The sequence below is a fragment of the Phenylobacterium sp. Root700 genome (assembly GCF_001429025.1).
GTDB lineage: Bacteria > Pseudomonadota > Alphaproteobacteria > Caulobacterales > Caulobacteraceae > Phenylobacterium.
The window spans coordinates 1-24,879 of record NZ_LMHT01000024.1 but is presented as its reverse complement, the minus strand read 5'-3'; the positions used below and the strand labels follow the sequence as shown (position 1 = coordinate 24,879).

The window sequence follows — 24,879 nt, the reverse complement described above, 5'->3', positions numbered from 1 at the left end:
GCCATGGTCAACGTGACCAATCGTGCCGATGTTGCAATGCGGCTTATTGCGTTCGAACTTTTCTTTAGCCATTTCAAGCTCCAGCCCTGTTTGGGCTTGTCCTCTAAACTAGGGTTGGGGTTAGGCGTACTTCTTGATCACTTCGTCGGCGACGTGTTGCGGCACCGGATCGTAGTGATCGTACTGCATGGTGAACTGAGCGCGGCCCTGCGACATCCCGCGAAGGGTGTTCACATAACCGAACATGTTCGCCAGCGGCACGAAGGCGTTGACGACGATCGCGTTGCCGCGCGTGTCCTGGCCCTGGATCATGCCACGGCGACCATTCAGGTCACCGATGACCGAACCCAGGTAATCTTCCGGGGTCACGACTTCGACAGCCATGATCGGCTCGAGCAGCTTCGGAGCGCCCTTCTCGCGCAGTTCGCGGAAGGCGGCGCGCGCCGCGATTTCGAAGGCCAGCACGCTGGAGTCGACGTCGTGGTACTTGCCGTCGGTCAGGGTCGCCTTGAAGTCGATCAGCGGGAAGCCGGCGAGCAGGCCGTTGTCCTTGACGGACTCCAGACCCTTTTCGACGCCGGGGATGTATTCCTTCGGAACCGCACCGCCGACGATGCCGCTTTCGAACACGAAGCCCGAGCCCGGCTCGCCAGGTTCGAACGTGATCATGACGCGGGCGAACTGGCCCGTACCGCCGGTCTGCTTCTTGTGGGTGTAGTCGATGTCGACTTTCTTACCCAGGCTCTCGCGATAGGCCACCTGCGGCGCGCCGATATTGGCTTCGACCTTGTAGGTCCGCTTCAGGATGTCGATCTTGATGTCCAGGTGCAGCTCGCCCATGCCCTTCAGGATCGTCTGGCCCGACTCGAAGTCGGTGGAGACGGTGAAGGACGGATCTTCCGAGGCCAGCTTGGCCAGGGCGACGCCCAGCTTTTCCTGGTCGGCCTTCGACTTGGGCTCGACGGCGATCTCGATGACCGGCGCAGGGAATTCCATGCGCTCGAGGATCACCGGCGACTTGTGCGGGTCGCAGAGGGTGTCACCCGTACGGGTGTCCTTCAGGCCGGCCAGGGCGACGATGTCGCCGGCATAGGCTTCCTTGATGTCTTCGCGGTTGTTGGAGTGCATCAGCAGCATGCGGCCGACGCGTTCCTTCTTGTCGCGGGTCGAGTTCATCAGGTTCATGCCGGTTTCGAGCTTGCCCGAATAGATACGGCAGAAGGTCAGCGAGCCGACGAAGGGGTCGTCCATGATCTTGAACGCCAGAACCGCCAGCGGCTCGTCGTCCGAGGCCCGACGAACGATCGGCTCTTCGGTACGGAAGTCGATGCCCGCGGTCGGGGGAATGTCGAGCGGCGACGGCAGATAGTCGACGACGGCGTCGAGCAGGGGCTGGACGCCCTTGTTCTTGAAGGCCGAACCGCAAAGGATCGGATAGAAGGCGCCCGTGAGAACGGCCTTACGGATGCACTTCTTGATGACGGCTTCCGAGGGCTCTTCGCCGCCCAGATAGGATTCCATCGCCTCGTCGTCGAGTTCGACGGCGTTCTCGATCAGGTAGTGGCGAGCTTCGATCGCCTTTTCCATCAGGTCGGCCGGGATCTCTTCGTCGCGGAAGGTCGCGCCCAGACCGTCGTTGTCCCAGAGCACGGCCTTCATGCGGACCAGGTCCACGAGGCCGCGCAGCGAGGATTCCGAGCCGATCGGGAATTGGATCGGAACGGCCTTCGCGCCCAGACGGTCACGGATCGACTCGACCGACTTGTCGAAGTCGGCGCCGAGCTTGTCCATCTTGTTGACGAAGACGATCCGCGGAACGCGATACTTGTCGGCTTGGCGCCAGACGGTCTCGGTCTGCGGTTCGACACCGGCGTTGCCGTCCAGCACCGTCACGGCGCCGTCGAGCACGCGCAGCGAACGTTCGACTTCAATGGTGAAGTCCACGTGGCCGGGGGTGTCGATGATGTTCAGGCGGTGGTTGTTCCAGTAGGCGGTCGTCGCGGCCGACGTAATCGTAATGCCGCGCTCCTGCTCCTGCTCCATCCAGTCCATCGTGGCCGCGCCATCGTGGACTTCGCCGATCTTATGGCTCTTGCCGGTGTAGTAGAGGATCCGCTCCGTCGTCGTCGTTTTACCGGCGTCGATGTGCGCCATGATGCCGAAGTTGCGGTAGTCTTCGATTTTGTTCGTGCGGGGCATAGCGGAAGCTCTGCTGGAGAAGGGCGTTCGGGATATCTGAACGAACGGCGCGGGCGGTTTAACTCAAACCGCCCGCGCCGGAAAGCGATGGATGCCGGGTCTTACCAGCGGTAGTGCGAGAACGCGCGGTTCGCTTCGGCCATCTTGTGCGTGTCTTCACGCTTCTTCACGGCCGAACCACGGTTCGAGGAAGCGTCCAGCAGTTCGCCGGCCAGCTTCTCGGTCATGGTGTTCTCGCCGCGCTTGCGGGCGGCGGTGACCAACCAACGGATGGCCAGGGCCTTGCGGCGTTCCGGACGGACTTCGACGGGCACCTGATAGGTGGCGCCGCCGACCCGACGGGAGCGGACTTCGATGCCAGGAGCGACATTTTCCAGAGCCGCGTGGAACGTTTCCAGCGGGGTCTGTTCTTTGCGCTTGGCTTCCAGGATGTCGAAGGCGCCGTACAGGATGTTTTCTGCGACGGCTTTCTTACCTTCGTACATCACGTAGTTCATGAACTTCGTGACAGTGAGGTCTCCGAACTTGGGATCCGGCAGAACTTCACGTTTCTCGGCGCGACGGCGGCGGGACATTCTTCTTATTCCTTACTTAGGACGCTTGGCGCCGTAGAGCGAACGACGCTGCTTGCGGTCCTTGACCCCTTGGGTGTCGAGCACGCCGCGCAGGATGTGATAGCGAACGCCGGGAAGGTCCTTCACGCGGCCCCCGCGGATGAGCACGACGGAGTGCTCCTGAAGGTTGTGGCCTTCGCCGGGAATGTAGCAAACCGCTTCGATCCCGGTGGTCAGACGCACCTTGGCGACCTTACGAAGAGCGGAGTTCGGCTTCTTCGGGGTGGTCGTGTAGACGCGGGTGCAGACGCCACGGCGCTGGGGGCAGCCCTTAAGGGCAGGCACCTTGTTGCGCGACGGCTTGTCCTGCCGGGGCTTGCGAATGAGCTGGTTGACTGTTGGCATCTAATCTCTGCTCTGGAGGCGTGTGCCGTTTGGCCGTAGCGCCTCGAAAAAGGGTTCAGGTCGTGTCTGGTCTCGAGACCACCCGTTGAACGCAAAAACTCGCCGGCGCGCGATCTCGTGCGTTCCGGCGGGCCTGGTCGTCCGTTGCGGGACAGACCGTTCATCGGGACGAGGGAAGAATCCCCGGTCGCGAAAGGAGCGCGGTTCATACTCGCGAAGCCCCTTCCCGTCAACGCTTGCGAAAGAAAGGCCTTTTTCGCCGCCTTTGGGTCAGTTTCAGCCACGAATTCGCCGCGCGTGACGCGAAGTCTGCGGTCAAGTTTGCAACCCAAGGGCGCGACATGAGTCCCACGGACCGGCGAAGGTTGACCGTTGTACTCGCAGCCTCCGGAGTCGGCCATCTCGCCGTGCTGTCGCTGCTGGCCCTCAGCCGCCCGGCCCAGCCCCCGGTCGAGGCGCCGCCGGTCTTCGAAGTGGAGGTGGTTCCTGTCTTCATGCCCCCTCGCCAGGACCGCGCAACGGCGCCCGTACGCGCCACGGCCATCCGCCCGTTGCGGCCACGCCGGGTCCTGCGCCCGGACGAGATCACCCCGGTGGCGCCGCTCGTAACCTCCAGCGCCGCGGCGCCGACAGCGCCCGTCGGTCCGTCGCCTGGCCCCTCCTCCGCGTCCTCCGCCGGCGCGCCGGCGGACCTGCGAAACGCCTTGCGACGCGGCGTGGTCGGGTGCGCAAACCTCGCCCTGCTCAGCAAGGACGAGCGCCAGGGATGCCTGGAGAAGCTGGGCGCCGGCGCCAAGGACGCGCCGTTCATTCCGCCGCCGATCGCCCGCGACAAGTCGCGAGGCTTCGACGAGAAGGTCGCCGCCCAGGAGCAGATGCGCATCTATCGCCAGACCGGGATCTATCCGGGCATGAGGGAAGCTCTGAAGGCGGCGCGGTGACGACCGCAATCGGCCAAGACCAACTGGGTGGCGCGCGCCTCCTCGACAGGCGCCCTGGTTGACAAACTATCCACAGGGGCCTAGCCCGCCATCGCCCGACCCATCGGGCGCCAACACAAACGAGCCAATGGACACCTACCCTAGTCGCTGCGGAGCGCCGGCCTGCCCGTCCGCTTCGTCGCCCGAAAAAACCGAAAGGGTCGCCCCGGCGTACGTCGGGCGAGCGTAGGGTCCAACCTCTCCGCTCGCCGGTCGGCCGCTTCAAGCGGCCCCATGGAGGCGAGCATGAAAACTCCGGTCCTGAACCGCGTATGGACGCTGCGTGCGCCTGCGCCCCCTCGCATGACGACAACCGTCGCCATGCGCCCACGCCTATCGGCCTACTGGTCCTGGTCCCCACAGGACGGCCGGCTGTCGCGCACCTGGCGGACGGAAGACGTCGTGGAGCCTCCCTCCGCGCGGCCGGCTGTCCTGCGGCTGCTTCGCAAGGCGGCCTGAGCCCTTCGACTGGTCGCCGCTAGCGGGCCCCCCAACCTAGAACCAGGAGCAGGCTATGGCGCGTAAGCCCACAGCCGGCGTCCCGTCCAGCCTGGAACGCGAGGTGATCGCCGCCGTGGTGATCCTCTACGTCGTTCTGTGCGCGGTGATGCTGGCCATTCACTACCTCCAACCGCAAGGCGCGGACACGCTCACCTCGTCCACCTCGCCAGCCCATGAGAGCTTCTCGAGCGCTGCGTCCCCACGGGGCGCGGCGGCTCGCCCCTGACCGGGAGACGACCATGAACATGATGATCTCCGAATTCCGCTGGCGGCGCCTGAAGGCCGGCGACATCGATGGCCTGGCCCGGGCCTGCCACGAATTGCAGTGCCATTTCCCGCTGCTGACCGAGGGATATGAAGAGGACGAGCTCTACGTCTATCTCCGGGTCACCACCATGGTGCGGAGCGGCGACGAGGTCCGTCAGGAGAGCGTCTTGCTGGCGCTGGGCCAGGAGATCCTGGTGACCCTAGAGCCCGCCGCCGGGCTCGCGGCCTTCGATCGTGGCCTCGCGGCCCTGCGACGGAAACCCGAGTTCGCGGGCGACCCACGCGGGGTGCTCTATGCGCTGCTGCGGGCGATGAACACTGCGTCGGAACAGATCGTCGAGCTGGCCAGCAACTCGATCGAGGCCATGAACGAGCAGATCGGCGCGATCATGGACGGGGTGGATGACCGCGGCCGCGAAATCGGCGTCAGCGACATCTCCGGCGCCATGCTCGAACTCAACGACAGCGAGGAGTTGGTCTCGCGCATCCAGGAGGGCCAGCTATTGCTGGAGCGCGCCGCCCGCTACCTGCGGCTCGACCTGGCCACGAACGGCGACGAACTGCGGCTCCACGTCGAGACCCTGCTGTCGGATATCGGCAGCGTGAAGGAGCGCGCCGGGTTCGAGCACGACAAGCTGCGCTACCTGCAGAACTCGGTCATGACCTCGCTGAACGTGAAGCAGAACCAGATCGTGAAGGTGTTCACGATCATCACCGCCGTCTTCCTGCCGCCGACGCTGGTGGCCACCTTCTACGGGATGAACTTCGCGGTCATGCCTGAGCTAGCCTGGAAGCACGGCTTCGCCGCCACCATCGTGCTCACCCTGCTCTCGGCCCTGCTGCCGCTGGTCTACATCAAGCAGAAGGGATGGCTGCGTTAGGCGCGGCGGGCGCAAATGAAAACGGCCCGGGATCGCTCCCGGGCCGTTCCATTGAAGTTCTGACTGGCAGAGCTTCTTAGCTCTCGACCTTCTCCGCCTCGGCGTCGACGGCGATGATGTCCGGAAGCGGCTCCATGGCCTCTTCGCGGCTGGCCGACAGGGCTTCGTCGCGCTTGGCGGCGATGCGCTGCAGATTCCGGAGGTACGAACCCGTACCGGCCGGGATCAGACGGCCGACGATCACGTTTTCCTTCAGGCCCTCCAGGGTGTCGCTCTTGCCCTGCACCGAAGCTTCGGTGAGCACGCGAGTGGTTTCCTGGAACGAGGCCGCCGAGATGAAGCTGCGGGTTTGCAGCGACGCCTTGGTGATGCCGAGCAGGACAGGCTGGGTGAGCGCCGGGCGACCGCCGCGGGCTTCAGCCTTGGCGTTCTCCTCGTTGATCTCCGTCATGTCCAGGTGGTCGTTCTTGAGCAGGCCGGTGTCGCCCGGCTCAAGGATTTCACCCTTTTGCAGCATCTGACGAACGATCGTTTCGATGTGCTTGTCGTTAATCGGCACGCCCTGGAGGCGATAGACCTCCTGGATCTCGTCCACCAGGAACTCGGCCAGCGCTTCGATGCCCAGGATGCGCAGGATGTCGTGCGGATCCGGGTTGCCGTCGATCAGGTACTCGCCCTTGCGGATGATGTCCCCGTCGTGGACGGCGATGTGCTTGCCTTTCGGGATCAGGAACTCGACCGGTTCGCCACCATCCTCGGGGGTGATTTTGATCCGGCGCTTGTTCTTGTAGTCCCGGCCGAATTCGACGCGGCCGTCCATCTCGGCGATGACCGCGCAATCCTTCGGACGGCGGGCTTCGAAGAGTTCGGCGACGCGCGGCAGACCACCGGTGATGTCCCGGGTCTTGGCGCTTTCCGTCGAGACGCGGGCCAGGACTTCACCCGGCTTGATCTCGTCGCCGTCGCCAACCGAAAGAATGGCGCCGCTCGGCAGGAGGTAACGCGCTTCCCCGCCGTTGGAGATGCGCATGTAGGCGCCGTCGTCCCCGATCACCGACATGGCCGGACGCAGGTCCGAACCCTTGGTCGAGGTACGCCAGTCGATGACCACGCGGTTGGAGATCCCGGTGGCTTCGTCGGCTTCTTCACGGACCGAGATGTTCTCGACCAAGTCCTCGAAGCGGACCTTGCCGCCCACCTCGGAGATGATCGGGTTCGAGTAGGGGTCCCATTCGGCGAGGCGTTGGCCGCGCTTGACCTTGTCGCCCTCTTTCACCCGCAGGCGGGCGCCGTAAGGCGGCTTGTAGGTCTCACGATCCTTACCGTCGACCTGCACGACGATCTGCAGGTTGCGGCTCAGAACCACGAACTCGCCGTCGGGAGCCTGGACGGTCATGCCGCCCACGATCCGAGCGATACCCTCGTTGCCGGTTTCGAAGAACGACTGCTCGGCCACCTGGGCCGTACCGCCGATGTGGAAGGTCCGCATGGTCAGCTGGGTGCCGGGTTCACCGATGGATTGGGCGGCGATAACGCCGACCGCTTCACCGATGTTGACCGGAGTCCCGCGGGCCAGGTCGCGGCCGTAGCAGGCGCCGCAGACGCCGACCTTGGCTTCGCAGGTCAGGACCGAGCGCACCTTGATCGACTGGACGCCGACCTTGTCGACGAGATCGCACATGTTCTCGTCGAAATAGGTGTCGGCCGGGGCGATGACTTCACCGGTGCCCGGATCCTTCACGTCTTCGGCCGAGAACCGGCCGAGAACCCGCAGGCCCAGCGAGACGAGGACGTCGCCGCCCTCGACCACGGCCCGCAGGGTGATGCCCCGGGTGGTGCCGCAGTCTTCCTCGTTGATGATGCAGTCCTGCGCCACGTCGACCAGACGACGCGTCAGATAGCCGGAGTTGGCGGTCTTCAGCGCGGTGTCGGCCAGACCCTTACGGGCGCCGTGGGTGGAGTTGAAGTACTCCTGGACGGACAGGCCTTCCTTGAAGTTCGAGATGATCGGCGTCTCGATGATTTCACCCGACGGCTTGGCCATCAGGCCGCGCATCCCGCCGAGTTGCTTCATCTGGGCTTGCGAACCCCGGGCGCCGGAGTTGGCCATCATGAAGATCGAGTTGATCTCCTTTTCACGGCCGTTCTCGTCCTTCTCGGCGGTCGAGATTTCCAACATCATTTCGTCGGCGACGCGGTCGGTGGCCTTGGCCCACGCGTCAACGACCTTGTTGTACTTCTCGCCCTTGGTGATCAGACCGTCGGCGTATTGCTGCTCGTACTCTTCGACCAGCGCGCGGGTCTGAGCCACGATCGGCTTCTTCCGCTCGGGGATGATGATGTCATCCTTACCGAAGGAGATGCCGGCCTTGGCCGCTTCCTTGAAGCCCAGCGCCATCATCTGGTCGGCGAAGATGACCGTCGCCTTCTGACCGCAGTGGCGATAGACGGCGTCGATCAGGTTGCCGATTTCCTTCTTGGTCAGGTTCTTCTCAAGAAGGCGGTGGCCGATCGCCGGGTGGTGCGGGAACAGCGCCACGATCTTCATCCGGCCAGGCGTCGTATCGATCACCTTGCGGACCAGCTCGCCTTCGGCGTTCATTTCCGCGTGACGGGCTTTGATCTTGGTGTGGAGCGTCACGACCTTGGCGTCGAGCGCCGCGTCGATCTCACCGAGATCGGCGAACAGCTTGCCTTCGCCCGGCTCTTTGTCCTTGGCCAGCGACAGGTAGTAGAGGCCCAGAACGATATCCTGCGACGGCACGATGATCGGGCGACCATTGGCGGGCGACAGGATGTTGTTCGTCGACATCATCAGCACGCGCGCTTCAAGCTGGGCTTCCAGCGAGAGCGGGACGTGGACGGCCATCTGGTCGCCGTCGAAGTCGGCGTTGAAGGCGGCGCAGACCAGCGGGTGAAGCTGGATGGCCTTACCCTCGATCAGCTTGGGTTCGAACGCCTGGATGCCCAGACGGTGAAGGGTCGGCGCGCGGTTCAGCAGAACCGGGTGCTCGCGGATCACCTCGTCCAGGATGTCCCAGACGGCCGGCTGTTCGCGTTCAACCATCCGCTTGGACTGCTTGACGGTGCCCGACAGGCCCTTGGCGTCCAGGCGCGCATAGATGAACGGCTTGAACAGCTCGAGCGCCATCTTCTTCGGCAGGCCGCACTCGTGCAGCTTCAGCTCCGGACCGACGACGATGACCGAACGGCCCGAATAGTCGACGCGCTTGCCGAGCAGGTTCTGACGGAAGCGGCCTTGCTTGCCCTTCAGCATGTCGGCCAGCGACTTCAGCGGACGCTTGTTGGCGCCGGTGATGACCCGACCGCGACGGCCGTTGTCGAACAGGGCGTCGACGGCTTCCTGCAACATCCGCTTTTCGTTGCGGATGATGATGTCCGGCGCGCGCAGCTCGATCAGGCGCTTCAGGCGGTTGTTCCGGTTGATGACCCGGCGATAGAGGTCGTTCAGGTCGGACGTGGCGAAGCGGCCGCCGTCCAGCGGAACCAGCGGACGCAGTTCCGGCGGGATCACCGGGACCACGGAGAGGATCATCCATTCGGCCTTGTTGCCGCTTTCGATGAAGCTCTCGATCAGCTTCAGACGCTTGGACGTCTTCTTCAGCTTCATTTCCGACGTGATGGTGAGGAGGTCCTCACGCAGACGGTCGGCTTCCTTGGGCAGGTCGATGGCCTTCAGCAGGCCTTGGACCGCTTCGGCGCCGATCTCGGCGGTGAAGCTGTCGTCCCCGAACTCCTCCTGGTAGCGCATATAGTCGTCTTCCGAGAGCAGCTGATGCAGCTTCAGCGGCGTCAGGCCCGGCTCGGTGACGATGTAGTATTCGAAGTAGAGGACCCGCTCGATGTCCTTCAGGGCCATGTCGAGCATCATCGAGATGCGGCTCGGCAGGGACTTCAGGAACCAGATGTGGGCGACCGGCGAAGCCAGTTCGATGTGGCCCATCCGCTCGCGGCGAACGCGCGCGAGGGTGACCTCGACGCCGCACTTCTCGCAGATGATGCCCTTGTACTTCATGCGCTTGTACTTGCCGCACAGGCATTCGTAGTCCTTGGTCGGGCCAAAGATACGGGCGCAGAACAGGCCGTCACGTTCCGGCTTGAACGTCCGGTAGTTGATGGTCTCAGGCTTCTTGATTTCGCCGAACGACCACGAACGGATCTTTTCAGGCGAAGCCAGAGCAATACGGATACGGTCGAAGGTCGGAGCGGCCTGGACCGGGTTGAAGATATTCAGGACTTCCTGGTTCATCGATTTTCCAGTTCGTCAGTATTTCCAGAGGCGGTGGGGAGGAGCTGACGGCCCCTCCCCTCGCACATTCGGTAGAAGTCGGAGCCGGCCTTAGCCGTTCTCCAGCTCCACATTCAGACCCAGCGAACGCATTTCCTTGACGAGAACGTTGAAGCTCTCGGGGATGCCCGCCTCGAAGGTGTCGTCGCCGCGGACGATGGACTCGTAGACCTTGGTCCGGCCGGCCACGTCGTCGGATTTCACCGTCAACATTTCCTGCAGGGTGTAGGCCGCGCCGTAGGCTTCCAGAGCCCACACTTCCATTTCCCCGAAGCGCTGACCGCCGAACTGCGCCTTACCGCCCAGCGGCTGCTGGGTGACGAGCGAGTACGGACCGATCGAACGGGCGTGGATCTTGTCGTCGACCAGGTGGTGCAGCTTCAGCATGTAGATGTAGCCGACCGTGACCGGACGCTTGAACTGCTCGCCGGTCTGGCCGTCGTACAGGATCGACTGGCCCGAACGCGCCAGGCCCGCCTTCTCCAACAGGTTCTCGATGTCGTCGATGTGGGCGCCGTCGAAGACCGGGGTCGCGAACGGCACGCCCTTCGACAGGTTCTTGGCCAGTTCGATCAGTTCTTCCGTCGTGTCGGGAAGCTCCTGGTCGGGGCCGTAGATGTCGCGCAGGTGATCGAGGAGGGCCTGCTTCTGCCCGCCGTTCTGCCAGGCTTCCAACAGGTCGGCGATCTGCTTGCCGAGGCCCGCGGCCGCCCAACCCAGGTGCGTTTCAAAGATCTGGCCGACGTTCATGCGCGAAGGCACGCCCAGCGGGTTCAGAACGATGTCCACGTGCTGTCCGGTTTCCAGGTACGGCATGTCCTCGATCGGCAGGATCTTGGAAATGACGCCCTTGTTGCCGTGACGGCCGGCCATCTTGTCCCCGGGCTGAAGCTTGCGCTTCACGGCCACGAACACCTTGACCATCTTCATCACGCCAGGCGGCAGTTCGTCACCGCGCTGCAGCTTGTCGACCTTGTCTTCGAAGCGGCGGTCCAGACGCTTGCGGGCTTCGTCGAACTGGCGGCGCATGGCCTCCAGCTCGCCCATGGCCTTTTCGTCGTCCATGGCGATCTGCCACCACAGACCCGGCGCGATCTCTTCCAGCTTGTCGGCGGTGACTTCGCCGCGGCCCAGGCCCTTGGGGCCCGAGACGGCGGTCTTGCCGACGATCAGGTCGCGAAGACGCGAGGTCATGTTGCGGTTCAGGATCGCGAACTCGTCGTCGCGGTCCTTGCCCAGACGGTCGATTTCGGCGCGCTCGATGGCCATGGCGCGTTCGTCCTTGTCGACGCCGTGACGGTTGAACACGCGGACTTCGACGATCGTGCCGGCGACGCCGGGCGGCAGGCGCAGCGAGGTGTCGCGAACGTCCGAAGCCTTTTCACCGAAGATGGCGCGCAGAAGCTTTTCTTCCGGCGTCATCGGGCTTTCGCCCTTCGGGGTGACCTTGCCGACCAGGATATCGCCCGGCAGGACCTCGGCGCCGATCGCCACGATGCCCGCTTCGTCGAGGTTGCGCAGAGCTTCCTCGCCGACGTTCGGGATGTCGCGGGTGATCTCTTCCGGACCCAGCTTGGTGTCGCGGGCCATGACCTCGAATTCCTCGAGGTGGATCGAGGTGAAGATGTCGTCGCGCACGATGCGCTCGGAGATCAGGATCGAGTCCTCGAAGTTGTAGCCGTTCCACGGCATGAACGCGACGAGGGTGTTACGGCCCAGGGCCAGTTCGCCCAGGTCGGTCGACGGGCCGTCGGCGATCACGTCGCCGGCGTTGACCTTGTCGCCCACGCGGACCAGCGGACGCTGGTTGATGCAGGTCGAGGTGTTCGAACGCTGGAACTTCTGCAGACGGTAGATGTCGACGCCGGCCTTGGTCGGGTCGGTTTCACCGATCGCGCGGATGACGACGCGAGTACCGTCGATCTGCTCGACCACGCCGGCGCGGCGAGCCACGACGACAGCGCCGGAGTCGACGGCGACGATAGCTTCCATGCCGGTGCCGACCAGCGGCGCATCCGATTGGATGAGCGGCACGGCCTGCTTCTGCATGTTCGAGCCCATCAGGGCGCGGTTGGCGTCATCGTTTTCGAGGAACGGGATCAGCGAGGCGGCGACCGAAACGACCTGTTTCGGCGACACGTCCATCAGGTCGACGTCACCCTTGGGCAGCAGCGAAGGTTCGCCGTTGATCCGGCCGGGGACCAGGTCCTCGACGATCTCGCCGTTGAGCAACTTGATGTTGGCCTGGGCGATGACGTGCTTGGCCTCTTCCATGGCCGACATGTAGACGACCTCGTCGGTCGTCTTGCCGTCCTTGATCCGGCGATACGGGCTCTCGATGAAGCCGTACTTGTTCACCACGGCGTGGGTGGCGAGCGAGTTGATCAGGCCGATGTTCGGGCCTTCCGGCGTTTCAATCGGGCAGATCCGGCCGTAGTGGGTCGGGTGCACGTCGCGGACTTCGAAGCCGGCGCGCTCACGGGTCAGACCGCCCGGGCCAAGCGCCGAGAGACGGCGCTTGTGGGTGATTTCCGAGAGCGGGTTGGTCTGGTCCATGAACTGCGAGAGCTGCGAGGATCCGAAGAACTCGCGGACGGCGGCGGCCGCCGGCTTCGCATTGATCAGGTCGTGCGGCATGACCGTGTCGATATCGACCGAGCTCATGCGTTCCTTGATGGCGCGCTCCATACGGAGCAGGCCAACGCGGTATTGGTTTTCCAGCAGCTCGCCGACCGAACGGACCCGGCGGTTGCCGAGGTTGTCGATGTCGTCGATTTCGCCCTTGCCGTCGCGCAGGCCCACCAGGGTCTGCAGAACCGCCAGCACGTCTTCCTTGCGCAGGATGCGCACGTCGTCGGGGCAATCCAGCTCCAGACGCATGTTCATCTTCACGCGGCCGACCGACGAAAGGTCGTAGCGCTCGCCGTCGAAGAACAGCGACTTGAACATCGCTTCGGCGGCTTCCACCGTCGGCGGCTCGCCCGGACGCATCACGCGGTAGATGTCGAACAGCGCGTCTTCACGGGCGTTGTTCTTGTCGACCCGCAGGGTGTTGCGAATGTAGGCGCCCATGGTCGTTTCATCGACGTCGAGAATGTCGAGGGCGCTGAAGCCTTGGTCTTCCAGGCCTTGCAGGACGGTGGCGTCCAGCTCGTCGCCGGCTTCGGCGTAGATTTCGCCGGTTTCGAAGTTGACGAGGTCGCGGGCCAGGTAGCGGCCGTTGAGCGCTTCGGGCGCCAGCAGCAGGGTCTTCAGACCCGCATCGGCGAACTTCTTGGCGTTACGCGCGGAGATCTTCTGGCCGGCCGGGGCGATCTCTTCGCCGGTTTCGGCGTCGATCAGCGGATAGTCCGGCTTGGCTCCACGCCAGCGCTCGGGCTTGTAGGGGGCGGTCCAGCCGGCGGCGCCCTTCTTCGGGTCGGTGCGCTTTTCGTAGGTGACGGTCTCGTAGAAGGTGGAGAGGATCTCCTCCCCGTCCATGCCCAGGCCCATCAGGAAGGTGGTGGCGGGCAGCTTACGGCGACGGTCGATACGGACGTAGACCACGTCCTTGGCGTCGAACTCGAAGTCGAGCCACGAACCGCGGTAGGGAATGACGCGGGCGGCGAACAGCAGCTTGCCCGACGAGTGGGTCTTGCCCTTGTCGTGGTCGAAGAACACGCCCGGCGAACGGTGCATTTGCGAGACGATGACCCGCTGCGTGCCGTTGACGATGAAGGTGCCCTTCTCGGTCATGAGCGGGATATCGCCCATGTAGACGTCCTGCTCCTTGATATCCTTCACGGAGCGGGCGCCGGTCTCTTCATCGGTTTCGAACACGATGAGGCGCAGTTTGACCTTCAGCGGCGCCGCATAGGTCATGTCGCGCTGGACGCATTCCTCGACGTCGTACTTCGGCTCTTCGAACTCGTAGCTGACGTATTCCAGCACCGCGCGCTCGTTGAAGTCCTTAATCGGGAAGACCGACTTGAAGACTGCTTCGACGCCCTCTTCGCGGCGATCGCCGGCGCGGGTCTCGCGTTGCAGGAATTGTTCGTAGGAAGAGCGTTGAACCTCAATCAGGTTCGGCATTTGCACGGCTTCGGGGATGCGGCCGAAAGACTTACGGATCCGCTTTTTTCCGGTGAAGGATTGCGCCATTTTGTTCCCTTGAGCGACGCGCAGAACGGTTTCCGCGCGTCAGGTCGTGTTGTCCTGCGTCCACCCTCGAACGCCCTTGCGGGCGCCGGACGCTGGAAGCCCCTGTTTCGCCAGGGGCGCTCCCTCGCATGGCCGGAGGGCGATGGGCCATGCCTCGGAGCGTACGCGCGCGAAAAGTCGCATCAGCGACGAGTCGTAAATTTCGCGAAGAGAGCCAGATAGGCTTTTTGCACGGACTAGGGAAGCCCCTTTCCGAAGAAAATGGGGCGGCGTACGCCGACGGCGCCACGCCGTCCCATCTGGTCCTGTCCCGGGACGCTCCCGGGTCCTTCATCGATCTCTCGTCGTGTGCGCGACGTCAACCAGCGAACGCCCCCACATGTTCCCCTTCAGGCGGCGATCCACAGAAAATCATCGGGGGCTCAACCAGGGGCGTCATACTGCGTCGGCGCCCTCGCCCCGCCCCGCGAACCGCCGGCGGCGATCCCGCGCACAGAGGGGCCCAACAGGGTCGCTGCGTCGCTCGCAGCTTGACCGAAACACGATGGGCCTTGGCCTCATTCCAAAGAACAGGGGCCAAAGAAAACGGGCCCGGAGGTTTCCCTCCGGGCCCGTTCGACGACGCGAGAAACTCGCGAAGTCGCTCTTACTTCACTTGGACGGTCGCGCCGGCTTCGGTCAGCTTCTTGGCGATTTCGTCGGCAACTTGCTTCGAGACGTTTTCGACGACGTTCTGCGGAGCGCCTTCGACCAGGTCCTTGGCTTCCTTCAGACCGAGGTCCGGACGGACGCCGCGGACTTCCTTGATCACGTTGATCTTCTTGTCGCCACCGGCGGTCAGAACAACGGTGAACTCGGTTTGCTCTTCGACGGCTTCGGCCGGAGCGGCGGCGGCGGCGGCGACGGCGACCGGAGCGGCGGCCGAGACGCCCCACTTTTCTTCCAGCAGCTTGGAGAGATCAGCCGCTTCCATGACGGTCAGGGTGGAGAGTTCTTCGACCAGCTTTTCGAGCTTCGACATGTGTAGGTGTCCTTAGGGAATTGAAGTGTGTGTTCGGGAATGACGATCAGGCGGCGTCTTTGGCGGCATATGCGCCGAAGACACGAGCCAGCTGGCCGGCCGGAGCCTGCAGAACGCCGGCGACCTTGGTGGCCGGGGCTTGCAGAAGGCCGATGATCTTGCCGCGGAGCTGGTCGAGGGACGGCAGCGTCGCAAGCGCGCTGATGGCCTTCTTGTCCAGAACCTCGGTGCCCATGAACCCGCCGATGATGGTGAACTTCTCGTTCCCCTTGGCGAATTCAGAAGCGATCTTGGCGGCGGAGACAGGATCCGGCGCATAGGCGATGGCGACCGGGCCGGTGAAGAGGGCGTCGCCCGCTTCGCCGATCGAACCGTCCAGAGCCTTTTGAGCCAGGGTGTTCTTCACCACCTTCAGTGCGGCGCCTTCCTTGCGGAGACGGCCACGAAGATCAGTCATTTCCGCAACGGTCAGACCCAGGTTGTGGGTCACGACCACGGCGCCGGCGCCTTCGAAAACGCCCTTAAGCGTCTCGATCGACTCCTGCTTTTGAGCGCGGTCCATTGCGGTCTCCATACTCAGGTTAGTCGTCAGACGATTCCGACGACCGCAGCAGACGACCCATGCGAAGGCGAACCCCCACGCGGATCGTTTAAGCCTGTCCTTTGAGAGAAGCCGCAGTTCACGCGCCCATCGAAGCCGATGGTCGGCGGAACTTCATCTTCCCGTCTCCCTGTGCTTGAGGAAGGGCTCTTCCTCGCGTCACGGATCCGGGTGGCCCCCGGTTCCCCACAGTTCTTGGACAGGATCGGGGAGCAAGCCCCCCGTCCACGCCTCCCCTTGCGGAGAGACGAAACTCTTGAAGGCGCGGCCTTTACACGCTTAAGCGCCCTAAGACAACCGCCTGCTCAGGGCGGAGGCCGCGTGGCGATCACCGCGGTGGTCAGCATCACCGCATAGCACCAGAGCACGAAGGCGCCGAACAGCGGCGCGTGGCTGATCGGGAAATTGGGCAGAACAAGGGAAAACAGCGCCGTTACCCCCGCATCCAGCAGCATTTGCGGCGCGACGAACGCCACCAGCGCCCCGAGCCGATGGTCGGGCGTGACCTTGCGCACGAAGAACAGGGTGGCCACCACCAGGCCCGCGCCCGACACCGCGCCGCTGATCAACAGGGTCCAGGCCGGGCGATCCACCCACCCGGGCGGCAACAGCCGGAGAATCAGCGTCGACACCGCCCAGACGAACGAACCCCTGGCCGCGAACCACAGATAGAGCAGCAAGGGCGAGGCGCCCTCCCCGACCATCGGAACGGAACGCGCGCCTAGCCGACCCAATTGGCTTTCCTCTTGCCGGTCCAGGCCTTCACGCCCTCCTTGTAATCGGGTTCGGTGATCATGGCCTCCAGCAGGCGTTCGGCGGCCACGACCGCGCCGGCGGCGTCGCGATGCAGGTCGCGGTAGATCTGGCGCTTGGTCTCGCGCGCCGATCCTGGCGCGACGCCGTCGGCGAGCTTGCGGGCGTAGTCCATGACGCTGGGCATCAGGTCCGCGGGCTCGGTCAGGCGGTTGAGGAACCCCATCGCCTGAGCTTCCTCGGCGGTGAACACCCGGCTCGACAGCAGGATGTCGTTGGCGTGCGTCAGGCCGACGATGCGCGGCAGCACCCAGGAGAGGCCAAACTCGGCCGGGAAATTGAACCGCCCGTGGGCGGCCGTGAACTTCGCGCCCTGCGCGGCGAAGCGCAGATCGGCGAAGGCCGCCAGCACCAGGCCGACGCCCGCCGCGGCCCCGTTGATCGCCGCGATGATCGGTTTGCCGATTCCGAAGTGATAGGCGAAGGCCGCGTCGAAATGCGGATCGACGCCGAAGCCTGGGGTGGCGATGTCGTCGGCGGTGCCGGGATCATAGCGCCCCTTCTCAGAATGCCCTTCCAGCGCGCCCATATCGGCGCCGGCGCAGAAGGCCTGGCCCTCCGGGTCGCCGGTGACAACGATCACCCGGACGTCCCGGTCCTGGTCGGCCCGGCTGAGGATCCAGCGGTACTCGGTGTGCATCCGCCCGGTCCAGGCGTTGCGACGCTGGGGCCGGGACAGCGTAACGGTCGCGATACCGTCCTCGATCTCGTAGCGGGTGGTCTTGAGGTCCAAGGCAGATCTCCGCGGCGGGTCAGTTGTAGAGCGGCTGGAAGCTGAAGACCCAGGGCGTGTCGGTGTCGACACCGACCTTCACCGCCCGGAGTTCCGGCGCGCCATAGACCTGCAGCCGGGTGATGTTGCCATAGAGCGCCGGCTTCATCTCCCCCTGCCCGACCATGAACGGCCGATCGACAATGAAATCATGGTCATCGCCGTTGATCACCAGCACCGGCTTGCCGAACTTGCCGCCCAGATCGCGGATCGCCAGCACCAGCCAGTAATAGGGGCCCTCGCGGCCGCCGCGCACCGCCTTGCCGCTGAAGTCGCCGCCGTCCCGCTCGTCGAACATCGCCGCCTGCAACGAGATGACCACGGCCTTGGCGTTCCTGGCCTTGGCCTCGGCGAAGGTGGACTTGATCCAGTCGACATTGGCCCGGTTGCGCGCCACGGCCTCGGCGGCCCGGGCCTCGCTGGTGATGCTGAAGCCGTTGTGCGAGCCAGGCGCGCTGACGGTCGCGAAGACCACCCCGCCCTTCTCCCAGCGGGTGTTCTCGGCCGTGTCCTTGAACGCCGAGACATCGGGTTGCCGGGTCAGCGGCATGGTCTTGCCGCCGACGCTCTGCGGCTTGGCGAAGAACACCTTGCGGATCAGACCCAGGCTGGCGATCGGGTCGTCATAGCCGGCGTTGCTCATGCCCGCGTCCAGCCCTTGCAGGGGCATCAGCAGGGCGAGATCGGCGGGCGTGGCCTTCTTGCCCACATAGCGCGAATAGGCCTCCAGCACGTCGGGCTTACGGCAGTCGGCCCATTCGTTGTCGCCGGGCGTGTAGACGACGGGATGATCGTACTTGGCGAACCAGGCCAGGATCGAGCGGTGCTGGTCCTCGGTGCAGGGCAGCGCGCCCCAGGTGTCGCCGACATGGATCGAGAAGGCGGGCTTGGCCTGGTTGATCTTGGCGATCAGGGCCTCATAGACCGGGTAGTCGACGCTGGGGTTGTAGGCGGTGTCGCCCAGGGCGACGAAGCTGAAGCTCTGCGCGCGCGCCGCGCCCAGCGGGGCCAGCAGAGCGCAGGCCAAGACGAGCCCCCTCATCATCCGACCGACCGCCATCGCGCCCTCCCCCGATTTTTCTCGTTAGGGTCGAGCTTAGCCGTGATCGGGGCAAAGAAAAGGGGCGCAGCGTTTCCGCTGCGCCCCGATCCGGAGTCTTAGTTGATCTGGCGACTTAGACGCCGACCGAACCGGCATCCACCTTGAAGCCCGGGCCCATCGTCGAGGAGAGGCTGATCTTCTTGATGTAGACGCCCTTGGCGCCCGACGGCTTGGCCTTGTTGAGCGCGTCCACAAGGGCGCGCACGTTGATCAGGATAGCTTCGTCAGTGAAGCTCGCCTTGCCGATACCGGCGTGGATGATGCCGGTCTTTTCGGTACGGAACTCGATGGCGCCGCCCTTGGCGTCCTTCACGGCTTGACCGACGTTCATGGTCACCGTGCCGACGCGCGGGTTCGGCATCAGGCCGCGCGGACCCAGCACCTTACCCAGACGGCCGACGAGGGCCATCATGTCCGGCGTGGCGATCACGCGGTCGAATTCCATGAAGCCGCCTTGGATGCGTTCCACCAGCTCTTCGGCGCCGACGATGTCGGCCCCGGCGGCTTCGGCTTCAGCGGCCTTGGCGTCCTTGGCGATGACGGCGACGCGAACGTCGCGGCCGGTGCCCGAGGGCAGCGAGACCACGCCGCGGACCTGTTGGTCGGCGTGACGCGGGTCGACGCCCAGGTTGACGGAGATCTCGATGCTTTCGTCAAACTTGGCCTTGGCGTTTTCACGCACCAGCTTGACGGCGGCTTCGAGGGGATGGGCGACGGTACGGTCGCCGGTCCAGGCTTGAATGCGCTTGGCTTGCTTGCTCATCGCTTAGGCCTCCACGATTTCGAGGCCCATCGAGCGCGCGGAGCCCTCGATGATCTTGGCGGCGGCGTCAACGTCGTTGGCGTTGAGGTCTTTCATCTTCTTCTCAGCGATCTCGAGCAGCTGGGCGCGCGAGATCGAACCGGCGACGGTGCGGCCCGGCTCCTTGGAGCCCGACTTCAGACCAAGCGCTTGCTTGATGTAGTGGGTCGCGGGCGGGGTCTTGGTGATGAAGGTGAAGGACTTGTCCTGATAGACGGTGATGACCGTCGGCAGGGGGGTGCCCTTAACTTCCTTCTCGGTGCGCGCGTTGAACTCCTTGCAGAAGCCCATGATGTTCACGCCGCGCTGACCGAGCGCCGGCCCGATGGGCGGCGAAGGGGTTGCGGAGCCCGCGGGCACCTGCAGCTTGATATAGCCCAAAATCTTTTTGGCCATTTTCTCCTCTTTGACCGGACGCCCGGTCTGTTGAGCCGTGGTGCGGGGCTAGGTGACCCTCCCCTCCCACGGATTTGAAACCCGGCCCAAAAGCGGGCCGGGTGGTGGTCCGATCAGGCGATCTTCTCGACCTGACCGTATTCGAGCTCGACCGGTGTGGCGCGTCCGAAGATGGACACGGTCACGCGCAGACGGGCGCGTTCCTCGTCGACCTGCTCCACCGAGCCGTTGAAGCTCGCGAAGGGGCCGTCGGTGACACGGACTTGTTCGCCGATCTCGAAGGAGATGGTCGGCTTCGGCCGCTCCACGCCTTCTTCGATGGCGCCGATGATCCGGGCGACTTCCTTTTCGGAGACCGGCATGGGCTTGGAGCCCGAACCGAGGAAGCCCGTGACCTTCGGAGTGTTCTTGATGAGGTGGTAGGCCTCGTCGGTGAGCTCCATCTTCACCAGGACGTAGCCCGGGAAGAACTTGCGCTCGGCGTTGACCTTGCGGCCACGGCGGATCTCGACCACGTCCTCGGTCGGAACCAGGATGTCGGAGAACGTATCCTCCAGGCCCTGGCTCTTGGCCTGTTCACGGATCGACTCGGCCACCTTCTTCTCGAAGTTCGAGTAGGCGTGGACGATGTACCACTTGTGGCGCGGGTTCGGAGCGGTGGGGGTTTCGGCGTTCATGTCTTTATTCAACCACCGTTAGCGAACTGGAGCAGCAGGTTCATGCCCGAACCCAGCAGCCAGTCGACCACCATGAAGAACACCGCCGCCAACACCACCATGATCCCGACCATCACCGAGGTGATCCAGGTCTCCTTGCGGGTGGTCCAGGTGATCTTGCGGCTCTCGGCGCGCACTTCGCGGAAGAATTGTGCGGGGCTCGTGCGTTTCTTCTTCACGGGCGCGGCTTGCGCCAGAGCAGACGCAGGGGCGATCGCCGCGGCCGTTTTGGCGGCCCGGTTCTTAATCGCTTGCGGGGACGAACCCGGTTTCCTAGCCATCAGGCTCTTACGACTCTCTTCATGTGGGCGGCGGACCTCCGCGCCCGGCGTACTCATATAGGTTGGCAGGAGTGGAGGGATTCGAACCCCCGGCCCTCGGTTTTGGAGACCGATGCTCTACCAGCTGAGCTACACTCCTACACTGCCCTGCCCTTACGGGCCTGACTTCCGAACAATGAGCAGCGCGCCGGAGGACCTCTTGTCCATCGACGCGCGCCTTATCGTCGGAGCCGGGTCGTTTAGCAGCGGACTTCCAGGCTCGCAAGGCTGCGATCAGCGTCACCGACGTCCAATCGCCGCTTTCGGATCGAACCTTGTGGGCGAAGCGGCTAACACGCGGCCGCCGGGGAGCCTATCGCGGCTCCTTTACGCCCGACGGGATGAAAGGTTCGGCGCGCAACGCCTGCGTCCTGACCGATTCTGCGGTCAAAGCGCCTGGGCGCGACGCGCCGACGCCCAACTAGGTCGGCGCCCCGCAGGACAGACCGAGATAGTCGACCTTCACATTCGTCAGCTTGACGCCGCAGGACGTCACTCCGCCCCCTGCATCGCCCGTGACGGAGATGCCTACATTGCGGGACATATCCACCGCCGGGGTCGCGCCCGCCAGATCATAGGCCTTGCCATTGGCCATGATGGTCAGACACCCGGTCGCCGGGGCGGCGACAGGACATCCCACCGCCGTGATCTTCTCAGCCTGGGCCGCCGCCTGGGCCGCGACCGAGGCCTTCGCCCGGTCTCCGCTGCCCTCGCCGCTGCAAGCTCCGCATAAGGTGATCGCCAAGACGATCGCCGACGCACTTCCAAACGTTACGCGCATGCCTTTCCGTCCTTCTCGCCCATGTCCCGTCCATGCCGGACAAACTTGACTGTGCGCCTAGGACATTGCCCCGGCAACGCAGAATTTGACACGTGCGTCAGTTCTAGAATCAGCAGCTAACTTCTTGATTCTATGGTGAACGGAAACCTAGACCTTGGCGTCGCCAAGCTCGAAGCTACGCTCCATGTTCTGGATGCGGTCCTCGACCAGGTTCATCCGCTTCATGGCCAGATGCGCCGCCCACAGCCCGGCGCGGGCCGCCACCGGCGTCTTGGCCATCCCGGCCACCGGCAGCTTCCAACGCCGTAACAGGCCGTTGGCGTAGTGGGCTCCGTTGGTGATCCTCGTGCCCCAGGTCTGATAGTCGACCGACAACGAGACATTGAAGACCCCGAGGTTTTCGATCCTGTGCGGCGCATGAAGCGGCCAGGTGATCGCCATGCCGGGCTCCAGATCAAACACCTGGGCGTTGGCGTCCCATTCGCGCCGATAGGGCAGATCCTCGGTGGTCTGCTTCAGCATGATGTCCTCCATGCCCTGCTGGGGCATGTGGGTCTCATCGTTCGGATAGATCCAGATTCGTTTCCGGCCGCGGATGTGGAACAGGCAGACGCCCGGCGCATCGGCGTGGAACGGCACCTTGGCCTGGGGCGCCGACATGATCAGCTGGCCGTTGAGCTGGATGGGGCGGAACCCTGGCGCCTGGCCGGCGATCTCGGCGAACATCGCCCGCATGGCGGCGCCGAGCTCTTCATAGTGCGCCTCGACGCCGCGAAGCTGCACCCAGACCCGCCCCTCCTTGACCCCCGCCAGCACGTCCTTGCCGGGCATGCGGCCGCGAACGCCGGTCCGCATCTGCATCTGCCCCTCGGCGTCGAAGTCGAAGAGATTGATGTCGTAGAGTTCGGCCGGGTAGCGGTCGAGGACCTGGGCCAGCCGCTCGTCGTCGAACAGCCCGGTCTCGGCGAACCGGTGCGCGAAAGTCATCGGCTTGCGGGCGAAGTCGTCGCGCTGCTGCTGATTCCAAGCTGGAACCAGTGAGGGGGCGGTCGTGGCGGACAAGGTCAAGGGCGAGGCTCCTCTCAATCGACGATCAGGCTGTAGAGGCCGATGCCCAGGCCGAGCCCCACGCCGATCGACGTCTTCGGTTTGCGCCGCGCGATCTGGCCAAGGCTGAGCGAGGCCGCCCCCACTCGGCCCTCCAACTGCGGTTCACAGGCGATGATCCGGTCCCATCGGCGATCGACGCGGCCGCCGGCGGCGCTCAACGCCCGCCGCACCGGGCTGGAGCGACCAAAGGCCAGGTCGGCGGCGTTGCGCGCCGCCTCGACCAGCCCGCCGGTCGTCACATCGCCTTCGAAGACCTGATCGCCGGGATCGGCGAAATCGCGTTTGTACTCTTCACCGGCGGCCCCGAAGTCGATCAGGGAGATTCCCTGCTCGGCCGCCGCCCGCGCGGTCTCCAGCGTCAGCAGCGCGCCGGGCGAATAGCGGGCGAACGCCGGATCATAGACCGGGAACCATAGGTGATAGGCGCCGCCGGACCGCAGCCCGACCTCGGCTGCGATGAGCTGCCCACCCACCCGCAGGGTGGCGAACCGCAGGCCGAAATCGGCCTCCTCCATCGCCTCCAGTCGCCTCAGCAGCCGGATGACCCAGGCGCTGGAAAAGATGTCGTGCTGATTGGTCCGGCGGATCTGGCTCCGCTTCAGGCGAATGATGAAGTCCAAGGCGTCCTGGGACCCTGGCCCGAAGGCGAATTCGAGCGGGCCGTGGGCTTCAGCCAGTCGCCGCGCGCGGCGGCGCTTATCCTTCAGGAAGTCGCCGCCCCGGCGCTTCAGATAGGGATCAAGTCCCGCTGACAGATCGGCGACCATGGACTGCAGGACCACCGCGTTCGGGGCGGGGCGCTCGCGGGCGACCAATCCGCTGAACCGGAAACGGCGCGCGCCCAGCCCAGCCGTCACCGCCTGGAGATCGATCTGCTCGCCCGGCGCGGCCAGCAGGCCATGATAGTCGGTCAGAGGCGCGGCGATCGGCTGGATCAGCCGGCCACGTCTTTGGAACGGCAGGAAGCCCACGATCCGCCCGGCGCGCGAGATGACCGCCACCGCCGCACCAGGTGCGCTTTCGCTGGCCGCCAACACGTAACGCAGATCGAAGTAAGGGCGTTGGAAGGCCGGCTCCGCGGCGCGAAAGGCCGCCCAGAGGCCGCGCGCTTCAGCGCTCAGCTCGGCGGGCCTCATCACCGCGATGGTCAGTTCCGCGCCCACCCTCGGACACTCCCGCGCTACGCACCCGTAAATGGGTCGCCTTTTCCAGGCGCCCGCAAGGGTAGCGCTTCAGCGGTAAATAACGTGTTCTTGCCGGCACTTGGCCTTGGTGTCTTATGTTCGCAGCGCTTTCCGCGCTACTCATGGTCGAACTTCAACTGGTGAGGATATCAAAGATGAAGACATCATTCGCCGTCATGGCGCTCGCCGCGGCGGTCCTCGCCGGGCCGGCCCAAGCCCAAACCCCCGCCCAGCAAGGCGGCGGCTTCGGTGGAGGCAATGGCGGCCAGCAGGGCGGTAACGACGGCGGCTTCGGCGGCGGCAACGGCGGCGGCTGGAGCGGTGGAAACGGCGGCCAGCAGGGCGGCAACTGGGGCGGCGGAACCGGCGGCCAGCACGGCGGTAACGGTGGAAACTGGGGCGGGCAGCAACCCGGCTGGCTTCCGCAGGGCACCTACCAGCACACCTGCCGCGGCGCCACCGTGCGCGGCTCCGGGCGCAACGCCACCCTGACCGCCAGCTGCCAGGACGGCCGCGGCCGCTGGAACTACAGCTCGATCCGCTATCAGGAGTGCCGCAACGACATCCGCAACGACAACGGTCGCCTGAACTGCTCTTGGGGCGGCGGCGGCGGTGGTGGCGGTGGCGGTCGTCCGCCTCCCCCATGGCAAGGCGGCAGCGTCATGCTCTACAGCGCGCCGGACTTCGGCGGTCAGGCCTATCAGGCCGAACGCGAGGTCTCCAACCTGCCCCGCCAATACAATGACCGGGCGATGAGCCTGCGCATCCAGGGCCGCGGCGCCTGGCAGGTCTGCAGCGACAGCGACTTCCGCGGCCGTTGCCAGATCTTCGACCGCGACGTCCGCGACCTGCGGCAATACGGACTGGGCGAAGCCGTTTCGTCCATGCGGCCGGTCAACGGCCGCCCGTACTGAGCCCAAACAAAAAGGCCGCCGGATTGCTCCGGCGGCCTGATCGTTAGATGGGTGTCAGATCGACTATTCGACGATCTTGGAGACGACGCCGGCGCCGACGGTGCGGCCGCC

The 24,879-nt window shown here is 64.8% G+C and carries 22 protein-coding genes and 1 tRNA gene; 4 read left to right on the top strand and 19 right to left on the bottom strand.

Features of this window, described 5'->3' with window-relative positions:
- The 4 genes from ASE02_RS22980 to rpsL form a co-directional block, all read right to left on the bottom strand.
- The coding region (locus tag ASE02_RS22980) for a hypothetical protein (RefSeq protein ID WP_235536694.1) at nucleotides 1-72 on the bottom strand (72 nt) is incomplete at its 3' end.
- 48 nt (nucleotides 73-120) lie between these two features.
- Nucleotides 121-2,199: an elongation factor G gene (gene fusA / locus ASE02_RS13450; protein ID WP_056735039.1), complete on the bottom strand. Its 2,079-nt coding sequence runs from the start codon at nucleotides 2,197-2,199 to the stop codon at nucleotides 121-123.
- A gap of 101 nt (nucleotides 2,200-2,300) precedes the next feature.
- The gene (rpsG, locus tag ASE02_RS13445) at nucleotides 2,301-2,774 is read right to left on the bottom strand and encodes a 30S ribosomal protein S7 (RefSeq protein ID WP_056735037.1); all 474 of its coding nucleotides are present in this window, start codon (nucleotides 2,772-2,774) and stop codon (nucleotides 2,301-2,303) included.
- 12 nt (nucleotides 2,775-2,786) lie between these two features.
- Nucleotides 2,787-3,158, bottom strand: coding sequence for a 30S ribosomal protein S12 (rpsL, locus tag ASE02_RS13440; RefSeq protein WP_056018026.1), 372 nt, complete (start codon nucleotides 3,156-3,158; stop codon nucleotides 2,787-2,789).
- Nucleotides 3,159-3,523: 365 nt separating this feature from the next.
- Here rpsL and ASE02_RS22360 point away from each other — a divergent pair, with 365 nt between their 5' ends.
- The 3 genes from ASE02_RS22360 (at nucleotide 3,524) to ASE02_RS22020 (ending at nucleotide 5,787) form a co-directional block, all read left to right on the top strand.
- The gene (locus tag ASE02_RS22360; RefSeq protein ID WP_156406045.1) at nucleotides 3,524-4,099 is read left to right on the top strand and encodes a hypothetical protein; all 576 of its coding nucleotides are present in this window, start codon (nucleotides 3,524-3,526) and stop codon (nucleotides 4,097-4,099) included.
- Nucleotides 4,100-4,652: 553 nt separating this feature from the next.
- Nucleotides 4,653-4,865: a hypothetical protein gene (locus tag ASE02_RS13430; protein WP_056735033.1), complete on the top strand. Its 213-nt coding sequence runs from the start codon at nucleotides 4,653-4,655 to the stop codon at nucleotides 4,863-4,865.
- Nucleotides 4,866-4,878: 13 nt separating this feature from the next.
- The gene (locus ASE02_RS22020) at nucleotides 4,879-5,787 is read left to right on the top strand and encodes a magnesium transporter CorA family protein (protein WP_162257170.1); all 909 of its coding nucleotides are present in this window, start codon (nucleotides 4,879-4,881) and stop codon (nucleotides 5,785-5,787) included.
- Nucleotides 5,788-5,863: 76 nt separating this feature from the next.
- Here ASE02_RS22020 and rpoC read toward each other — a convergent pair whose 3' ends face one another.
- The 15 genes from rpoC to ASE02_RS13350 all read right to left on the bottom strand — a co-directional run bounded on the left by rpoC (nucleotide 5,864) and on the right by ASE02_RS13350 (nucleotide 23,833).
- Nucleotides 5,864-10,057: a DNA-directed RNA polymerase subunit beta' gene (gene rpoC / locus ASE02_RS13420; RefSeq protein WP_056735031.1), complete on the bottom strand. Its 4,194-nt coding sequence runs from the start codon at nucleotides 10,055-10,057 to the stop codon at nucleotides 5,864-5,866.
- Nucleotides 10,058-10,147: 90 nt separating this feature from the next.
- Complete coding sequence (gene rpoB / locus ASE02_RS13415; protein WP_056735029.1) at nucleotides 10,148-14,236, bottom strand: DNA-directed RNA polymerase subunit beta; 4,089 nt, start codon at nucleotides 14,234-14,236, stop codon at nucleotides 10,148-10,150.
- A gap of 646 nt (nucleotides 14,237-14,882) precedes the next feature.
- A complete protein-coding gene (rplL, locus tag ASE02_RS13410; protein ID WP_056735027.1) occupies nucleotides 14,883-15,257 on the bottom strand; it encodes a 50S ribosomal protein L7/L12 in 375 nt (124 codons plus the stop codon).
- A gap of 46 nt (nucleotides 15,258-15,303) precedes the next feature.
- Complete coding sequence (gene rplJ / locus ASE02_RS13405; protein WP_056735025.1) at nucleotides 15,304-15,819, bottom strand: 50S ribosomal protein L10; 516 nt, start codon at nucleotides 15,817-15,819, stop codon at nucleotides 15,304-15,306.
- Between the two features lie 344 nt (nucleotides 15,820-16,163).
- A complete protein-coding gene (locus ASE02_RS13400; protein WP_156406043.1) occupies nucleotides 16,164-16,538 on the bottom strand; it encodes a DUF5367 family protein in 375 nt (124 codons plus the stop codon).
- Between the two features lie 41 nt (nucleotides 16,539-16,579).
- Nucleotides 16,580-17,404 carry an enoyl-CoA hydratase-related protein gene (locus tag ASE02_RS13395; protein ID WP_056735021.1) on the bottom strand — a complete coding sequence of 275 codons (825 nt, stop codon included), beginning with the start codon at nucleotides 17,402-17,404 and terminating at the stop codon, nucleotides 16,580-16,582.
- 19 nt (nucleotides 17,405-17,423) lie between these two features.
- Complete coding sequence (locus tag ASE02_RS13390) at nucleotides 17,424-18,503, bottom strand: hypothetical protein (RefSeq protein WP_056735018.1); 1,080 nt, start codon at nucleotides 18,501-18,503, stop codon at nucleotides 17,424-17,426.
- A 115-nt stretch (nucleotides 18,504-18,618) separates the two neighbouring features.
- Nucleotides 18,619-19,308 (bottom strand): 50S ribosomal protein L1, encoded by a 690-nt coding sequence (gene rplA / locus ASE02_RS13385; protein ID WP_056735016.1) that lies wholly within the window; start codon nucleotides 19,306-19,308, stop codon nucleotides 18,619-18,621.
- Nucleotides 19,309-19,311: 3 nt separating this feature from the next.
- A complete protein-coding gene (rplK, locus tag ASE02_RS13380) occupies nucleotides 19,312-19,743 on the bottom strand; it encodes a 50S ribosomal protein L11 (RefSeq protein ID WP_056735014.1) in 432 nt (143 codons plus the stop codon).
- 113 nt (nucleotides 19,744-19,856) lie between these two features.
- Nucleotides 19,857-20,420 carry a transcription termination/antitermination protein NusG gene (gene nusG / locus ASE02_RS13375; protein ID WP_056735012.1) on the bottom strand — a complete coding sequence of 188 codons (564 nt, stop codon included), beginning with the start codon at nucleotides 20,418-20,420 and terminating at the stop codon, nucleotides 19,857-19,859.
- A gap of 8 nt (nucleotides 20,421-20,428) precedes the next feature.
- Complete coding sequence (gene secE / locus ASE02_RS13370; protein ID WP_056735010.1) at nucleotides 20,429-20,740, bottom strand: preprotein translocase subunit SecE; 312 nt, start codon at nucleotides 20,738-20,740, stop codon at nucleotides 20,429-20,431.
- Between the two features lie 63 nt (nucleotides 20,741-20,803).
- Nucleotides 20,804-20,879, bottom strand: a tRNA-Trp gene (locus tag ASE02_RS13365).
- Nucleotides 20,880-21,200: 321 nt separating this feature from the next.
- The gene (locus ASE02_RS13360) at nucleotides 21,201-21,524 is read right to left on the bottom strand and encodes a hypothetical protein (protein ID WP_056735009.1); all 324 of its coding nucleotides are present in this window, start codon (nucleotides 21,522-21,524) and stop codon (nucleotides 21,201-21,203) included.
- Nucleotides 21,525-21,707: 183 nt separating this feature from the next.
- On the bottom strand, nucleotides 21,708-22,628 hold the full coding sequence (locus ASE02_RS13355; RefSeq protein WP_156406041.1) for a transcriptional regulator: 921 nt from the start codon (nucleotides 22,626-22,628) through the stop codon (nucleotides 21,708-21,710).
- A 14-nt stretch (nucleotides 22,629-22,642) separates the two neighbouring features.
- On the bottom strand, nucleotides 22,643-23,833 hold the full coding sequence (locus ASE02_RS13350) for a GNAT family N-acetyltransferase (RefSeq protein ID WP_056735007.1): 1,191 nt from the start codon (nucleotides 23,831-23,833) through the stop codon (nucleotides 22,643-22,645).
- 176 nt (nucleotides 23,834-24,009) lie between these two features.
- Between ASE02_RS13350 and ASE02_RS22355 the strand changes: the two genes are divergently transcribed.
- Nucleotides 24,010-24,768, top strand: coding sequence for a beta/gamma crystallin-related protein (locus ASE02_RS22355; protein ID WP_056735005.1), 759 nt, complete (start codon nucleotides 24,010-24,012; stop codon nucleotides 24,766-24,768).
- The last annotated feature ends 111 nt before the right edge of the window (nucleotides 24,769-24,879 follow it).

Coding starts and splice junctions, on each gene's coding strand:
- fusA (WP_056735039.1), bottom strand. CDS start 2,199: ATGCCCCGCACGAACAAAATCGAAGACTACCGCAACTTCGGCATCATG.
- rplJ (WP_056735025.1), bottom strand. CDS start 15,819: ATGGACCGCGCTCAAAAGCAGGAGTCGATCGAGACGCTTAAGGGCGTT.
- ASE02_RS13430 (WP_056735033.1), top strand. CDS start 4,653: ATGGCGCGTAAGCCCACAGCCGGCGTCCCGTCCAGCCTGGAACGCGAG.
- rplA (WP_056735016.1), bottom strand. CDS start 19,308: ATGAGCAAGCAAGCCAAGCGCATTCAAGCCTGGACCGGCGACCGTACC.
- rplL (WP_056735027.1), bottom strand. CDS start 15,257: ATGTCGAAGCTCGAAAAGCTGGTCGAAGAACTCTCCACCCTGACCGTC.
- secE (WP_056735010.1), bottom strand. CDS start 20,740: ATGGCTAGGAAACCGGGTTCGTCCCCGCAAGCGATTAAGAACCGGGCC.
- rpsG (WP_056735037.1), bottom strand. CDS start 2,774: ATGTCCCGCCGCCGTCGCGCCGAGAAACGTGAAGTTCTGCCGGATCCC.
- ASE02_RS22355 (WP_056735005.1), top strand. CDS start 24,010: ATGAAGACATCATTCGCCGTCATGGCGCTCGCCGCGGCGGTCCTCGCC.
- rpoB (WP_056735029.1), bottom strand. CDS start 14,236: ATGGCGCAATCCTTCACCGGAAAAAAGCGGATCCGTAAGTCTTTCGGC.
- rpsL (WP_056018026.1), bottom strand. CDS start 3,158: ATGCCAACAGTCAACCAGCTCATTCGCAAGCCCCGGCAGGACAAGCCG.
- rpoC (WP_056735031.1), bottom strand. CDS start 10,057: ATGAACCAGGAAGTCCTGAATATCTTCAACCCGGTCCAGGCCGCTCCG.
- rplK (WP_056735014.1), bottom strand. CDS start 19,743: ATGGCCAAAAAGATTTTGGGCTATATCAAGCTGCAGGTGCCCGCGGGC.
- ASE02_RS13390 (WP_056735018.1), bottom strand. CDS start 18,503: ATGGCGGTCGGTCGGATGATGAGGGGGCTCGTCTTGGCCTGCGCTCTG.
- nusG (WP_056735012.1), bottom strand. CDS start 20,420: ATGAACGCCGAAACCCCCACCGCTCCGAACCCGCGCCACAAGTGGTAC.
- ASE02_RS22020 (WP_162257170.1), top strand. CDS start 4,879: ATGAACATGATGATCTCCGAATTCCGCTGGCGGCGCCTGAAGGCCGGC.